At 63.7% G+C, this 14724-nt stretch carries 11 protein-coding genes; 6 read left to right on the plus strand and 5 right to left on the minus strand.

The window, feature by feature from the left end; genetic code table 11:
- The first annotated feature begins 5 nt into the window (after positions 1 to 5).
- Complete coding sequence (locus M1D89_RS19875; RefSeq protein WP_498646243.1) at positions 6 to 842, plus strand: hydroxymethylpyrimidine/phosphomethylpyrimidine kinase; 837 nt, start codon at positions 6 to 8, stop codon at positions 840 to 842.
- Between the two features lie 64 nt (positions 843 to 906).
- Here the strand turns inward: M1D89_RS19875 and M1D89_RS19880 are convergent, their stop codons facing one another.
- Positions 907 to 1839, minus strand: coding sequence for a cytochrome b/b6 domain-containing protein (locus M1D89_RS19880; protein ID WP_498646245.1), 933 nt, complete (start codon positions 1837 to 1839; stop codon positions 907 to 909).
- A gap of 302 nt (positions 1840 to 2141) precedes the next feature.
- On the opposite strand from M1D89_RS19880, the gene M1D89_RS19885 reads away from it, so the two are divergent.
- Positions 2142 to 2756: a TetR/AcrR family transcriptional regulator gene (locus M1D89_RS19885; protein WP_498646247.1), complete on the plus strand. Its 615-nt coding sequence runs from the start codon at positions 2142 to 2144 to the stop codon at positions 2754 to 2756.
- Here M1D89_RS19885 and M1D89_RS19890 read toward each other — a convergent pair.
- The gene (locus M1D89_RS19890; RefSeq protein WP_498646249.1) at positions 2753 to 4075 is read right to left on the minus strand and encodes a serpin family protein; all 1323 of its coding nucleotides are present in this window, start codon (positions 4073 to 4075) and stop codon (positions 2753 to 2755) included. The genes M1D89_RS19885 and M1D89_RS19890 overlap by 4 nt on opposite strands.
- 299 nt (positions 4076 to 4374) lie before the next feature.
- On the minus strand, positions 4375 to 5889 hold the full coding sequence (locus M1D89_RS19895; RefSeq protein ID WP_498646251.1) for a helix-turn-helix domain-containing protein: 1515 nt from the start codon (positions 5887 to 5889) through the stop codon (positions 4375 to 4377).
- A 144-nt stretch (positions 5890 to 6033) separates the two neighbouring features.
- On the opposite strand from M1D89_RS19895, the gene aceA reads away from it, so the two are divergent.
- Entirely contained in the window at positions 6034 to 7350 is a 1317-nt protein-coding gene (gene aceA / locus M1D89_RS19900; RefSeq protein ID WP_475035963.1) for an isocitrate lyase, read from the plus strand.
- A 206-nt stretch (positions 7351 to 7556) separates the two neighbouring features.
- Positions 7557 to 9209, plus strand: coding sequence for a malate synthase A (gene aceB, locus M1D89_RS19905; RefSeq protein ID WP_498646254.1), 1653 nt, complete (start codon positions 7557 to 7559; stop codon positions 9207 to 9209).
- Between the two features lie 853 nt (positions 9210 to 10062).
- On the opposite strand, the gene M1D89_RS19910 is transcribed toward aceB, so the two are convergent.
- Together M1D89_RS19910 and M1D89_RS19915 are read right to left on the minus strand one after the other, a co-directional pair.
- The gene (locus M1D89_RS19910; RefSeq protein ID WP_498646255.1) at positions 10063 to 11256 is read right to left on the minus strand and encodes an MFS transporter; all 1194 of its coding nucleotides are present in this window, start codon (positions 11254 to 11256) and stop codon (positions 10063 to 10065) included.
- Positions 11257 to 11341: 85 nt separating this feature from the next.
- The gene (locus tag M1D89_RS19915) at positions 11342 to 12559 is read right to left on the minus strand and encodes an ROK family transcriptional regulator (RefSeq protein ID WP_498646257.1); all 1218 of its coding nucleotides are present in this window, start codon (positions 12557 to 12559) and stop codon (positions 11342 to 11344) included.
- Positions 12560 to 12757: 198 nt separating this feature from the next.
- Here M1D89_RS19915 and M1D89_RS19920 point away from each other — a divergent pair, with 198 nt between their 5' ends.
- The gene (locus M1D89_RS19920) at positions 12758 to 13852 is read left to right on the plus strand and encodes a Gfo/Idh/MocA family protein (RefSeq protein WP_498646259.1); all 1095 of its coding nucleotides are present in this window, start codon (positions 12758 to 12760) and stop codon (positions 13850 to 13852) included.
- Positions 13849 to 14649, plus strand: a complete 801-nt coding sequence (locus tag M1D89_RS19925) for a hypothetical protein (RefSeq protein ID WP_498646261.1) — start codon at positions 13849 to 13851, stop codon at positions 14647 to 14649. The genes M1D89_RS19920 and M1D89_RS19925 overlap by 4 nt, the downstream gene beginning before the upstream one ends.
- The last annotated feature ends 75 nt before the right edge of the window (positions 14650 to 14724 follow it).

A 14724-nucleotide genomic window follows, 5' to 3' on the forward strand; every position in this document is an offset into this window, starting at 1 on the left:
AATACATGACTTCAGCCGTTGCCCCTGCCATAGCCCTGACCATCGCCGGCTCCGAAGCGACCGGTGGCGCCGGCGCGCAGGCCGACCTCAAGACCTTCCAGGAACTCGGAGTGTTCGGCATCGCGAACCTCACCTGCATTGTTTCCTTCAACCCGCAGGACAACTGGAACCACCGCTTTGTCCCGGTGGACCAGCAGGTCATCACAGACCAGTTGGAAGCCACGACGGCGGCATATGGTGCCGCTTCCGGCGCACCGTCCGTGCTGGACACCGTGAAGATCGGCATGCTCGGAAGCCCGGCGACCATCAGCACCGTGGAAAAGGCACTGGCCGACGGCTCCTTCAGGCACATCGTGCTGGACCCGGTCCTGATCTGCAAGGGACAGGAACCGGGCCACGCCTTGGACACTGACCAGGCTTTGAAGGCGCAGATCCTGCCGCTGGCTACCTTCGTCACCCCCAACCACTTCGAGGCTGAATCCTTGTCCGGTCTGACCATCACGGACGAAGAGTCACTCAAAGCTGCCGCCATTCGCATCCACCAGATCAGCGGCGCAGCAGTCCTTGCCAAGGGTGGGGTTCGGCTGGAAGGCCCGGACGCCGTCGACGTGTACTACGACGGCGAGACGCTGGAGGTCCTTCGCGCCCCGAAGGTTGGCGAAGTCGCCGTCTCGGGTGCCGGTTGCTCGTTGGCCGCCGCAGTGACCGCCGAACTGGCCAAGGGTGCGACGCCGCTGGAAGCTGCCCGGACGGCGAAGGCTTTCGTGACCGCCGGCATCAAGAACCGCGTGTCCTCGGGTGCTCCGTTTGATGCCCTTTGGCAGGGCGGTGCTCTGTCCTAGCTCTTAACCAAGAAAACAGCCGCCCCGAAGCTCTTCCGGGGCGGCTGTTTTCTTTGCATAAGGGCTAGCGTGAGACCTTGCCCATGAGCGACGCGATCGGACGCAGGAACAGGGGCCGGGCCAGGAACCAAGCGGCCGCCGTAAACACGATGGATGCTGCGAAGATCCCGAAACCCCACCAACTGCTGTTGTCGTCGTTGGAGGCGTACATATGGTTGAGGTTCCGCAGAGCACCGGTTGCCAGCACCAGGGTCACATGGACGATCACGAAGGCCACGAAATAGATCATCACCGGGAAGTGGATCTTACGGGCCAGCTCGATCGGGTAGAACTTGTTGATAGCAGCCTTCTTGGGCCATGCCCCGGACATCCGAATGCCCGTGATGATGGCCAAGGGCGCGGCGATGAAGACCGTGATGAAGTAGGTGAGGAGCTGGAGGCTGTTGTAGTTGTTCCAGCCGTTTTCTACAGGCCAGTTCAGTGACGCGTACTGCAGCCCCGCCGATACGGCATTCGGGAAGACGTCCCAGCTGGTGGGAATGATCCTCAGCCACTGACCGGTAGCGAAAAGCAGCACAATGAAGATGATGCCGTTCAGGACCCACAGCGCGTCCAGAGTCAGGTGGAACCACAGGTCCAGGCTGATCTTGGTGGGGGGATTCTTGGTCTTGATGAAACCCTTGTTATTCCGGGTCCAGTTGGCAGCCGGGCGCGTGGTGGTGCGCACCTGCCAGCCGGAGCGAATGATCAGCACAATGAAGAACATGTTGAGGAAGTGCTGCCAGCCAAGCCAGGCCGGGAACCCTGTAGGGGCGCCTTCAGGAATGGCCGAGTGCCCCGGGTAGTCAGTGAGGAACTGCTGCACGGGCTGGAGGGTCCGGAGCCATTGCGCAACGAGCACCAGGATGAGTGCCACCACCAAAGCTCCTGCGGTGACGACGACGGGTTTGAACCACCTGTTCGACGTGATCCCGGACGACTTGCTTGAAACGGACATCAGGCCGCGTTCCTCTCTGGCTTGTTTGGCTGCGACCAGTTGGCGCTATATAGCGATTCAACCAGTTGCAGCCCGACGGTGAAAACGGCACCCGGGTTTCGGGGCGTTCGACGTCAAAAATCGCAGCATTCGGATACATGCCGCAATACATATTTCTAGAACAGACTTCCAGAATTATTTCCCGGTCTACAAGGGCCAGTCAAGGCTTGGTGTTGGCTATGTGGATTCTTTCCCGAGTAAGATTCCAAAAAATGGCCGGGCAACACTCCGGTCTTTCTTCTGCCTGCGAGAGGAGCGAGAGCGTGGTTCGCAAAACATCCGATGCAGCCACCACTGCCGGCTCCTGGCAGTGGACCCGCACCGCGGCAACACAGCGCAATCTCCTGGACGCGGCCGCCAGCGTTTTCGTGGAGCATGGCTTTACTGACGCGAGCATCTCGGACATTGTGGCACGGGCCGGATCCAGCGTGGGCAGCCTCTATCACCACTTCGGTGGGAAGACGGAGCTCTTCCTCGCACTCTGGGACGACTACCAAAACGAACATGAGCGCCTGGTCGCCGCGTCCGTGGCGAAGGCGCGCAAGGCCGGCGAGAACGAACCCCTCGCACTGTTCAATGTGGGCAGCCGCAGCTACTTCGACTACACCTGGAAACACCGCGACCTTGAGCGGGTGTTCATTGAGGGCGACACTCCCCCGGGTTTCGAGGTACTCCGGCGGGAACGTGGACGTGAATGGGTGCGCCAGAATTCAGTGCTCCTTGGCGCCAGCGATGACACCTTGGGCCGGCTGACAGTCGCCGTAATAACGGACATTATCACCGTGGCGGGGCAGGAAGTGGCCCTCAGTCCCACAAAACGGGAGGCCGACGAGGTTGTCGAAGCAGCCGCGGTGCTGGTGCAACGCCTGGCGAGCTAGCTGCGCGGATCCGCAACCCAACCAGTGAACAGCGGCATTCCGGTCTCGACGTGAACGATTTGGTAGTGGAAGGGGTGGTCGAGGACGATCGCCCGCTGCGGAACCACGGCACTGGAGGCCTCCACATTCATCTGGGTCACTGCGGAGGCAATGGTTCCCTTTTCGGCAACGGTGATGTTGGCAGCTTGAGCCGCCTGCGTCAGTTTCATGCCCTGCTGGATCGCGTCGAAATCTTTGTCCGTGGCCAGCATCTGGTTGAGTCCGAGGGTTTTGAAGACTTTCCGCAGCTCAAACGTGGTCTTGTGGTCCCACTTGGGGAGGCTGATCTGGACCATGCCCTGCTTCGCGTCACCCAGCCCTTTAGCCACGTCCGTCAGCACTGCCGCAGAAACGGCGGCCTGACCCGCCGCACCTGACGCACCAGCGGAACCCGACGCACCGCCGTCGAGCAGTACCAGACGCATGATGAAACCCTCGGCGTAAGGCAGATCAACGGCCTTCCATCCGGGAGCTTCGGCGTACGCCATGGTGAGCGAAGAGTGCATCATTGGCACGTTGATTACTTCCCCACCACCCTTGGTGAAGGGGCCGTCCGCCGTGTCGTTCGCGTCGAACGGCGTTTGCCACGCGGCGGCGAAGTAAAGGGCATTGAGCAGGCTGAAGGTGTTGTCAGGATCGTATTGCGCGGGTGCTTCCTTGATCCGGCCGCCGGTGTTCCTGCTGACCCACTGGTCGATTGCAGGTTTGGTCACGGCCTCGTCCTGAAAGTTCACCGGGTAGACGCCTGTGCCGAAATGTTCGGCAAGCGTGGTGAGAAAGGCCTCGCCGGTGGGCACGCCTTTGTCAACGAACAGCCCGTTGGCGGCGTGCATGACCGGCTTACGCGGCGGGTTCTCTTCATCCACTGAGCCGGGGTCGCCGTCGAACTTTTCGAGGGAGGCAAGCAGTGCGTTCATCGCTTCGTCGCGCCCCTCCCTGGGCAGCCCAAGCGCTGAGTCCATCTCCGCAGCAGTGGACCCGGATGCCCCGGCCCGAAGCATGCTCAACGCAATCAGCAAGCTGGCGGGCGACGACACTACATTGCCGTTATCCGAGTCACCACCATCGGCGAGTAGCGTGGCGCCGAGCTGACGCGCCGATTCATTGAACGCCGCAAGTTGCACCGAGTAGTCCGTCGTCTGGACCGAAACGCGAGTCACGCCGTCGGCGGTTTGGAGCCCGACGTCGGCCGGTTGCGGCGCGCAGGCACTGACCGTTGCGGAACCGCTCGCCAGCGCTACTGCCGCGAGCAGCGTTGTCACTCTGCGGATTCGTTTCATGGCGCATCCCCTGCTTGGCATTGTCCTCACATGGTGCTCCATTTGAGGACGGAATTCACGCGTAGTGAGAGAGGGATCGCCAAATGTTGCCGGAACGTGAGCGAGGGTCAGGCCCAAGCCCGCGGGACGTGATAGAGCGTCAGGCCCAAGCCCGCGGGACGTGATAGAGCGTCAGGCCCAAGCCCGCGGGATGTGAGCGAGCGTCAGGCCCAAACCCGAGGGACGTGATAGAGCGTCAGGCCCAAACCCGAGGGATGTGAGCGAGCGTCAGGCCCAAGCCCGAGGGATGTGAGCGAGCGTCAGCGTTCGGAGTGTGCCGCCAGGAATGAGTACACCTCGGTCTCATCCACGCCGGGGAACGCGCCGGGAGGCATGGCGGCGAGCAGGTGCGAATGCGCCCGGGCGGACGGCCACGCGTTTCCGGCCCACTCGTTTGCCAGGGACTCCGGGGGCCGCTTGCAGCAGTTCGGGTCCGGACAGTTGGACGTAGCGCGGGCGGTGGTCTCCCGGCCGCGGAACCACTTCACGTGCTGGTACGGCACCCCGATGCTCAACGAGAATTCGCCGGCAGCGGAGCGCTCCGTGCGGGCAGTGCACCAGTAAGTGCCCGATGGTGTGTCCGTGTACTGGCTGTAGGCGCTGAACTTGTCCGGCACGTCAAACACCGCCCGGCTGGTCCAGGCTTTGCACGACGGCTGACCTTCAATCGCCCCGGTGTGATCTTGCGGGAAGGTGACGCCGTCGTTCTCGTAGGCCTTGTAGATGATGCCGGACTGGTGCGTCTTCTGGAAGTGCGTAGTGATGCCCAGGTGCTTGGTGGCGAGGTTGGTGAAGCGGTGCGCGGCGGTTTCGTAGGACACGGCGAACGCGTCACGGATGTCCTCCACGGCGATTTCCTTGGCGGCCTTGGCTTTTTGCAGGAACTCCACCGTTGCCTGCTCCGGAAGCAGCAAAGCGGCTGCGAAGTAGTTGGTGGCCACTCGCTGCGCCAGGAAATCCCCATAGTTACGCGGAGTTTCATGCCCCAGGACGTAGTGACCCAGCGCCTGCAGGAGCACTGAACGGGGGTCGTGATCCTGGCGTTGATTCTGCGTTAGATAAATTCTGCGGTTCTTCAAATCGGTCACGGACCGCGTGGAATGGGGAAGATCACCCACATGGTGCAAGGTGAAACCCAGGTTGTCGGCGATGTCCGCGATGACGTGCTGGCTCAGCGGACCGGTGGTGTAACCCACCCCTTTGAGGACCTTCTGCGCCTCCGCCTCGTACTCGGGGAAATAGTTGCCGCGCTCGCGCATCATGGCACGCAACTCGCCGTTCGCGCGCCGGGCTTCTTCCGGCGTCGCGACTTGCTCATTGAGTTTGCGTTCGAGCTCCTGAAGCAGCCCCACCTGTGACTCCAGCACATCGAGCGGAAGCCGCGAGCTGATGCGGATTTTGGGCAAGTTGAGGGACTCATACAGCGGTCCCCGCTGGTACCGCTCCAGCTCAATTTCCAAGGCCGCGCGACGGCTCGGCGGCTCCGCTCCCAGAAGCTGATCGATAGTCACATTCAGCGATGCAGCAAGCTGCTGAAGGAGCCCCAACTTGGGTTCGCGTTTGCCGTTTTCTATGAGGCTCAGCTGGCTCGGCGCGGTCCCGACGGCGGCACTCAAGTCGTCAAGGGTCAGCCCGGCCTGCTTGCGCAGATGGCGCACGCGGCGGCCAAGGCTGATGACGTCCAGTTCAGGGGACGCAGCGGACAACGACGGCGACGCGACTTCGCGATTCCAGCTCACAGGCGACATTTCTTGAGAATACGCGAAGAAGTGCATTTCTTTCCATAGTTTTCCTCTAGTAACCCTCTTGGAAGTGCAGAAAAGTAGGTCTTACGAAAAGAAATACAGACCCCGGGCAAGCCGGCCGATGCAGCAAAGGCGCAGCAGAGGCCGGCCCGGGCACCACTTAGGAGACATGCAATGACCGCATCGTTTGAACCAGCAGAGCAGACCGCCGAGCAGCAGGCAGCAGCGCTGGAACTTGAATGGTCCGCCAACCCGCGTTGGGAAGGCGTCACCCGTGATTACTCGGCCACCGACGTCGTCCGCCTCCGCGGTCGCGTCTCCGAAGAGCACACCTTGGCCCGCCGCGGCTCGGAGAAGCTCTGGAAGCAGCTCACCGAGGAAGCTCCCACCGGCGGTTACACCAACGCTCTGGGCGCACTGACCGGAAACCAGGCAGTGCAGCAGGTCAAGGCCGGCCTCCGCGCCATCTACCTGTCCGGTTGGCAGGTGGCAGCTGACGCCAACCTCTCGGGCCAGACCTACCCGGACCAGTCCTTGTACCCCGCCAACTCGGTACCCCAGGTTGTCCGCCGCATCAACAACGCCCTGCTCCGCGCAGACCAGATCGAATACGCCGAGGGCGTCAAGACTGTTGAGGACTGGTTGGTCCCGATCGTCGCCGACGCCGAAGCCGGTTTCGGTGGCCCGCTGAACGCCTACGAGCTCATGAAATCCATGATCACCGCAGGTGCCTCGGGCGTTCACTGGGAAGACCAGCTCGCATCGGAGAAGAAGTGCGGCCATCTGGGCGGCAAGGTCCTGATCCCCACCCAGCAGCACATCCGCACCCTGAACGCCGCCCGCCTGGCAGCCGACGTCGCTGGTACGCCGACGGTGGTCATTGCCCGCACCGACGCCGAGGCAGCAACGCTGATCACCTCAGACGTTGACGAGCGCGACCAGGAATTCACCACTGGCGAACGCACTGCAGAGGGCTTCTACAAGGTCCGCAACGGCATCGAGCCCTGCATCGCCCGGGCCAAGGCCTACGCACCGTACTCCGACCTCATCTGGATGGAGACCGGCACCCCGGACCTGGAACTGGCCCGCAAGTTCGCCGAATCGGTCAAGGCCGAGTTCCCGGACCAGATGCTCTCCTACAACTGCTCCCCGTCCTTCAACTGGCGCAAGCACCTGGATGACACCACCATCGCCAAGTTCCAGCGCGAACTCGGCGCCATGGGCTTCACGTTCCAGTTCATCACCCTGGCCGGCTTCCACGCCCTGAACTACTCAATGTTCGACCTCGCCCACGGCTACGCCCGTGAAGGCATGAGCGCCTACGTCGAGCTCCAGGAGAAGGAATTCGCCTCCGAGTCCCGCGGCTACACCGCCACCAAGCACCAGCGCGAAGTCGGCACCGGCTACTTCGACGATATTGCTACTGCGCTCAACCCGAACGCATCCACCCTCGCCCTCGTGGGATCCACCGAAGAGGGTCAGTTCCACTAATCACTTCCGACGGCGATTGTCGCCTCCGGCCTGCGGAGCGGTAATGCTCTGCCTGCTATTCCCCACGTCCCGGTTTCGACCTCGCTGAGCGAGTGCGGACCGGGACGCAGGGCCCCTTTTACGCAGGCTGCCGCATCACCGCACCTTTGGCCTCGTGCGCATCTCACGGAAGTGCCGCCGTCGAACCTTTTCTTAGGAGTTTTGAAATGAACAGCTTCACTGACAACTTCACTATCAATGGCATCACCATCACCGCGCAGCCCATCTGCCGGCAGAACGAGGTCCTCACGCCGGACGCCTTGGAGTTCATCGGCAAGTTGCACAGGGCTACTGCTGATCGTCGTCAGGAGCTGATGCAGGCTCGGCACGCCCGCCGTGGGCAAATCGCGGCCGGCCAAGACCCGCGGTTCCGCCCTGAAACTGAGGGCATCCGGAACGACCCGTCGTGGCGTGTGGCTCCCCCGGCTCCGGGCTTGGAGGACCGCCGCGTGGAGATCACGGGTCCGGTGGATAAGAAAATGACCATCAACGCCCTGAACTCGGGTGCGAAGGTCTGGCTCGCTGACATGGAAGACTCCTCCACGCCGACGTGGCGCAATGTCATCCAGGGCCAGCTGAACCTGACCGATGCACTGGAGCGCCGCATCGACTTCACCTCCCCTGAGGGCAAGGAATACAAGCTCAAAGCTGCCGAGGACCTCCCCACCATCGTGGTCCGCCCCCGTGGCTGGCACCTGCCGGAGAAGCACATGCTGGTCGACGGCAAGCCGATCGCCGGCGGCATCGTGGACTTCGGCCTGTTCTTCTTCCACAACGCCCGCCGCCTGCTCGCCCAGGGCAAGGGACCGTACTTCTACCTGCCGAAGATCGAGAACCACCTCGAAGCCCGCCTGTGGAATGACATCTTCGTCCTGGCCCAGGACCTGCTCGGGATTCCGCAGGGCACCATCCGTGCCACGGTGCTGATCGAAACCATCACGGCCGCGTTCGAAATGGAGGAGATCCTGTACGAACTGCGCGATCACGCCTCGGGGTTGAACGCCGGACGTTGGGACTACATCTTCTCCCTGATCAAGAACTTCCGTACCCGTGGACCGCGTTTCGTGCTCCCGGACCGCGGCCAGGTGACCATGACCCAGCCCTTCATGCGTGCCTACACCGAGCAACTGGTCCGTGCCTGCCACCGCCGCGGTGCCATGGCGATCGGTGGGATGGCTGCCGCTGTTCCCAACCGCAAGGACGAAGCAGCCAACTCCGCCTCGTTCGAGAAGGTCCGTGCCGACAAGACCCGTGAGGCCAACGACGGCTTCGACGGATCCTGGGTGGCCCACCCCGACCTGGTGCCGGTATGCCGCGAAGTGTTCGACTCAGTTCTCGGAGACCGCCCCAACCAGCTGGACCGCTCCCGCGAGGACGTCACCCCCGATGACCGCGCACTGATTGACATCGCCAGCACTGAAGGCACCATCACCGAGGGCGGCGTTCGCCTGAACATCGAGGTGGGCATCCGCTACATCGAGTCCTGGTTGCGCGGCAACGGAGCTGTGGCCATCCACAACCTCATGGAAGACGCCGCCACCGCCGAAATCTCACGCTCCCAGCTCTGGCAGTGGATCCACTCCCACGCCATCACCGACCACGGCGACATCATCACCCGCGAATGGGTGGAAGACATGCTGGACGAGGAATACGCCCGCCTGGAACGCTTCGATGGAGACCGCTTCGCTGACGCCCGCGCCATCTTCGAAGAAGTCACCCTGGCCGAAGAATTCCCCACCTTCCTGACCATCCCCGCGTACGCCCGCTTCCTCACCGAGGCCCGTGAAGAGGCCACGGAAGAGGAACTCGTCGCCGCCTAGCATTACTGGGTAGCGACACACATCAAGCCCCGAAGCTGGGCTGCCTGCACTCTTCGCAACAAGTGACCCCGACCGTCGGGAGGCAGCCCAGCAACGGGGCCTTCCCATGCCCACGAGCGCCACGGCGCTCCGCTTCGCTGCCTAGCTGCGGAGCGTGCCGTGCGCACGGCACGTTCAGCAGGGAACCCCCGAAACGGGCAGGGCTTCAGGCCGGGGACAACTACAGCCCCCCGCCTCCGGTTCGACGGCCGGCTGCGCACAAGACGCTTCCTACCGTCTAACCCGCAGCTACCCATCGAAACGGGCAAGGCTGGGCGCACGAGCCAAGCAAGGCACGACGGCGGCTCCCACCTCCTGCGTGACGGCTCTCCGTATCGCTGCTCCCCCTCCGATTCGACGGCCGGCTGCGCAGCATGCCGTGCGCACGGCACGTTCAGCAGGGAACCCCCGAAACGGGCAGGGCTCAGGCAGGGGACAACTACAGCCCCGCCTCCGGTTCGACGGCCGGCTGCGCACAAGACGCTTCCTACCGTCTAACCCGCAGCTACCCATCGAAACGGGCAAGGCTGGGCGCGTGAGCTAAGCAAGGCACGACGGCGGCTCCCACCTCCTGCGCCACGGCTCTCCGCTTCGCTGCTCCCCCTCCGATTCGACGGCCGGCTGCGGAGTGTGCCGTGCGCACGGCACGCTGCGCACGGCACCCCCGAAACGGGCAGGGCTGGGCCGGGCAGGGCGGGTCCGGGCAGGGCGGTCCGGGCAGGGCTGGGCAGGGCAGGGCAGGGCTGGGCAGGGCAGGGCAGGGCAGGGCAGGGCTGGGCCGGGCAGGGCTGGGCTGGGCTAGCGAAGGCCAAACCTAGCGCTGCCGGGCCACCCAGCGCACGGACAACGTGGTGCACACGCAGAACGCGAGCACCGAGCCAAGGATCACGAACAGCGGAACCGTCCAACCCCCGGTAACACTGTGCACGAAGCCAACGACCGTGGGAGCCAGTGCAGCGAAGCAGTAACCAACGCCTTGCACCACGGCGGACATCTTCCCGGCGGCGGCCTGTGATTGCGCGAATTTGATGATGGCAATGAAGATCACCGTGATGCCGCCACCCTGGGCAACTCCGCCCAGCGAGGACCACATCCACCACCACGAAGGCGCCAGCAATAGACCCACGGGAACGGTAAGCCACAACGCGCTCAAGGTGACCGCCACCGTCGTCGTACTGGCGAAACGGGCCAGGAGCGGCACGCCCAGGCCACCCACAATGGCGAAGATCTGGAAGAGCGAGGAGCCTGCACCGGCGTCGGCGGTGCCCATGGCGAGTTCGTCGGACAGGAAGCTCGGCAGCCAGGCGGTAACCCCGTAGTAGGAAAAAGCTTGGCCCGCGAAGCCCAGAGTGAGGCCAACGGTCAGCCACCGAACACCCGCAACACGACCGGACAAGGAAGCAGTCGGGGCAGGAACTGCCAGGGGAACAAAGGCCTTCCGAGCACCAACAGTGGGCACCCAGAACAGGATGGCTGCCAAAGCCAACAACGCGCTCGCAGCCAAGGCAAGTCGCCATCCCACCAGCTCTGCAAGGGGTGCCGTGGCCACGGAAGTGAGGAACGAGCCAACGTTGAGAGCGGCCGTGTAGACGCCCATGGCCGTTGCCTGGCGCCGGGGCGCGAAATCGCGTCGGATGATGAGTGGCACTGCTATGTTGCCGATAGTGATGGCCACACCAATGATGACCGTGCCCACCATGACCGAAACGCCAGCACCGCTGGAGCGGATCACTACGCCAGCCAGCACACCAAGAAGGGTGAGCATCACGGCGACTTCTGCCCCGAGACGGCGGCCCGCCAGTGAGGCCAAGGGCGAGGCGAGGGAGAAGCAGAGCACCGGGATGCCGGTCAGCAGTCCAAGCTCAACCGGGGAGAACCCAAGGTCTTGCTGAAGGGAGTCCACCACGGGCGCCACGGCCACGAAAGGGCCTCGCATGTTGAGGGCGATCAGCCCGATGCACGCGAGGATCAGCCAACCGCGGGGAATCTTGGCAAGAAATTGGCTCACGGGACAGGCCGAAATGTGACAGGAAGCGTTTTCATCACTTTCATTGCTATCACGCTCCCGCGCCGCGAAAGGCCATATGGAGCGCTTATCCCGTTGCTTGGAGCGTGGCTTCAATCACTGCCGGCGACAAGACATGCTGCGTGACCATCTGGCTGGCGCCGAGGATGGCCGCCCGGTCTCCAGCCATGGAAATACCGATGCGCAGGTGTGTGGTGGCCAGGGGCAGGGAGCGCCGGTAGACCACTTCGCGGATGCCTGCCACGAGGTGCTCGCCGGCCTCGCCCACACTTCCGCCGATGATGATCATGGACGGATTGAGCAGGTTCACCACGGTTGCCAGAACATCGCCGACGTCACGCCCGGCCTGCCGAAGCGCCTGGATTGCCTGCAGGTTGCCTTCATCAACAAGCCGTAGGACGTCCGCGCCGTTGGTAGCTTCCAGTCCTTGCGATTGGAGTTGGCGCGCGACGGCGGGACCTGAGGCAAGCGCCTCAAGGCAGCCATGGTTGCCACACCGGCACAGGACGTCGTCGCCGCGGGGAACCCGGACGTGGCCGAGGTCGCCGGCGGTGCCGTTGGCACCACGCTGCAATTGTCCGCTGCTGATAATGCCTGCGCCGATGCCGGTAGCGACTTTGATGAACAGGAAATTGTCGTGGTCCGGCCAGTACGCGGTGCGTTCGCCCAAAGCCATGATGTTGACGTCGTTGTCCACCAACACCGGAACGGGCAACGAGCGCTGAACGTAAGTGGCGACGTCGAATCCGTCCCATCCCGGCATGATGGGCGGCTTCACCGGCCGCCCTGTGTCATGTTCAACGGGCCCGGGCAGTCCGATGCCCATGCCGGCGAGGTCGCCGGGTTCCCGCCCTGCCTCGGCAAGAAGCTCGCGGCCGGCGGACACTACGCGACCCAGGACTACCTCTGGTCCGTCTGCAACCTCCTGCCCCAGTCGCCGTTCGGCGAGGATGCTGCCGCCGAGGTCAGTGACGGCAACAATCACGTGGGTAGCACCGACGTCGACCGCCAGGACCACGCGCGCGGCGGGGTTGAAGGCAAAGCGCGACGGCGGCCTTCCTCCGCTGGAGCTCGCCTCACCAGCGGGTCCAACCAGACCCGAACTGATCAGCGCATCAATGCGGGAAGCGACAGTGGAACGGGCCAGCCCAGTGGTGACTGCGAGCTCGGCCCGGGTGCGGGCCTGGCCGTCGCGGAGAAGTTGGAAGAGGTCACCAGCACGCGAGAGATTGCCGGCCTCCAGGACGGAGGTAATTCCGGGGTCGTTTCCGGCGGCGGTTGTCATGCCTTTAGTGAAGCACGATTGCTTATGCGTGTCATGCAACAGAAGTTTGTCGGCAATATTTCAACTTTTGCTTGACGCTCGACAAAAGTCCCCCTAGGTTGTGATGAGCAGCACAGCAAGACCTCGATGAAGAGCCACCGCAGCATCGATTTCCCCTTCCACTCAAGAGCCAGTCCGCTTACGAAGAGGTAACTGAACTTGTCCAGCCACACTGACGCCGCCCGTACTTTGGGTGTTGGCATCCTCGGCGCCGGCCCGGTCACCCAGGCCATCCACTTGCCGTCCCTCGCCCGACTGGGCGACATCCTCACCGTCCGCCACATCATGGACGTCGACCCCGCCGTGGCTGAGTCGGTTGCAGCCCGGGTGGGTGCCGCACACAGCACCAGCATCGAAACCCTCCTCGGTGACCCTGACGTCGAGATTGTCGCGATCTGCAGCCCTCACCAGTTCCACGCAGAACAGGTGGTCGCCGCCTGCCGCGCCGGTAAGAAGGCCGTCCTGTGCGAGAAGCCCTTCGCCATGAACGCGCAGGAAGCAGCACAGATCTCCGCCGTCAGCGCGGAAACCGGGGTGCCGATCATCGTCGGCGCCATGCACACCTTCGATCCAGGCTGGCTCGCCGCAAGCGAAAACTGGGGAGATCTGCCAGAGAACGTCCACACGATCCGCTCCTCCATCGTCCTTCCGCCCAACGCCCGCTTCGAAGACTTCGCCACCGAGATCATTACCCGTCCAGCGGGCGGCGCCCCCGACTACTCAGATCCGGAGGTCATCAAGGGCGCACTCCGCGGCGGCATCATGGGCTTGGCCATCCACGACCTTCCCTTGATTCGCAGGTTCACCCCGGACTTCAAGGACATCGAAGTTCTGGATGCACGCCATGTCCGCCCCTTCGGCTACGTCATCTCCCTGCGCACGCCCACCCGGACCATCGAACTCCGCGCCGCCATGAACAACACCTGGAAGCCCGAGTGGAGCTTCGAAGCCATCTCCGACGACGCCGCCCTCCGCCTCGACTTCACTCCGTCCTATGTGCAGGCGGGGTCCGCCGTGGCCACCTTCACCCGCGGAACCGGAACAACAGTGCTTGGCCCCTTCGACCACAACGGCTACGAGGGCGAGTGGCGTGAACTGGCCGCATTGGCCGCTGGAACCAAGCAGCCCCCTTCGGCGCAGACCCTCATTGACGACCTCACCTTCGCACTCGACATTGCCGACGCCACGGTTGCCAACCTCGAGGCCCAACAGCAAGCAGTCCGTCCCGGCGTCACCGAAGGAGCCCACGCATGAGCCAGCAGTACACAGTCCGGGCCACTCCGGAGGCCCAGGTGGCCGGAGCCGTAGCACTGGCCGTCGCTTCCCTTCCCGAGTCCTTCGGCCCGGCCGCTGGCGAAAACCACGCCGACGTCCATGTCATCGCCGGCTGGCCTGGCTGGACCGCACAAGCCGCCCAAGCCATCACCGCAGGAGCCCGTGGCGTGGTTGTGGTCAACCCCGCAACCGAGGACACCGGGCCCCTGCAGACAACTGCTCAACAAAGCGGCACCGTTATTGTCCTCGACCAGCGGTGGGCCTCCAACCCCGCTATCCCCGCAGCCGAGGACGCGGTCCGTTCCATGGCGGGCCGCGCCGCCGTCCTCGACACTGTCGCCACCGCTCCGGTGGGAACCGACTCCGGTGAGCTGCTCGCGGACCATCTTGCCGCCGTCGTACGCGTCACCGGACCGTTGGCCAACCTCACAGTCCTGACCCGTGGACCCCGCGGCTACACGACGACGGCAGTACTCGCCAACGGCGCGCCGGTTGCCCTGCAGGGCATCGTGACCAGCGCCCGTCCGGCCGGCGTGAACATCACCCTGTTGACCGACGACGGCGGCGTCAGCGTCGCGCTGCCGGAACCGCTTGCTGCATGGCCGGCGATTGTCAGGGTCACTGGCCCGCAAGGCGAACTGCTTCTTCCCACGATCTACGAATCTGCTCACCGCGCCACTTGGCGCCGGCTCAAGGAACACCTCGACGCCGGCACCAGCCCCTCCGATCTGCAGCGATTCGCCGCGACGTCGGAATCCATCGCAATCCTCTCCTGAATCACCACCACAACAGCACTACCAAGCCATTCAGTATCCGTTTGCCCTACTCAAAGTTGAGCTGGACCGGAAGAC

It is taken from the genome of Arthrobacter sp. D3-18 (assembly GCF_054408525.1).

What these genes read in the sequence shown, in the direction of transcription:
- M1D89_RS19875 (WP_498646243.1), top strand. Translation starts at nt 6, where the DNA reads ATGACTTCAGCCGTTGCCCCTGCCATAGCCCTGACCATCGCCGGCTCC.
- aceA (WP_475035963.1), top strand. Translation starts at nt 6,034, where the DNA reads ATGACCGCATCGTTTGAACCAGCAGAGCAGACCGCCGAGCAGCAGGCA.
- M1D89_RS19890 (WP_498646249.1), bottom strand. Translation starts at nt 4,075, where the DNA reads ATGAAACGAATCCGCAGAGTGACAACGCTGCTCGCGGCAGTAGCGCTG.
- M1D89_RS19880 (WP_498646245.1), bottom strand. Translation starts at nt 1,839, where the DNA reads ATGTCCGTTTCAAGCAAGTCGTCCGGGATCACGTCGAACAGGTGGTTC.
- M1D89_RS19895 (WP_498646251.1), bottom strand. Translation starts at nt 5,889, where the DNA reads ATGCACTTCTTCGCGTATTCTCAAGAAATGTCGCCTGTGAGCTGGAAT.
- aceB (WP_498646254.1), top strand. Translation starts at nt 7,557, where the DNA reads ATGAACAGCTTCACTGACAACTTCACTATCAATGGCATCACCATCACC.
- M1D89_RS19915 (WP_498646257.1), bottom strand. Translation starts at nt 12,559, where the DNA reads ATGACAACCGCCGCCGGAAACGACCCCGGAATTACCTCCGTCCTGGAG.
- M1D89_RS19925 (WP_498646261.1), top strand. Translation starts at nt 13,849, where the DNA reads ATGAGCCAGCAGTACACAGTCCGGGCCACTCCGGAGGCCCAGGTGGCC.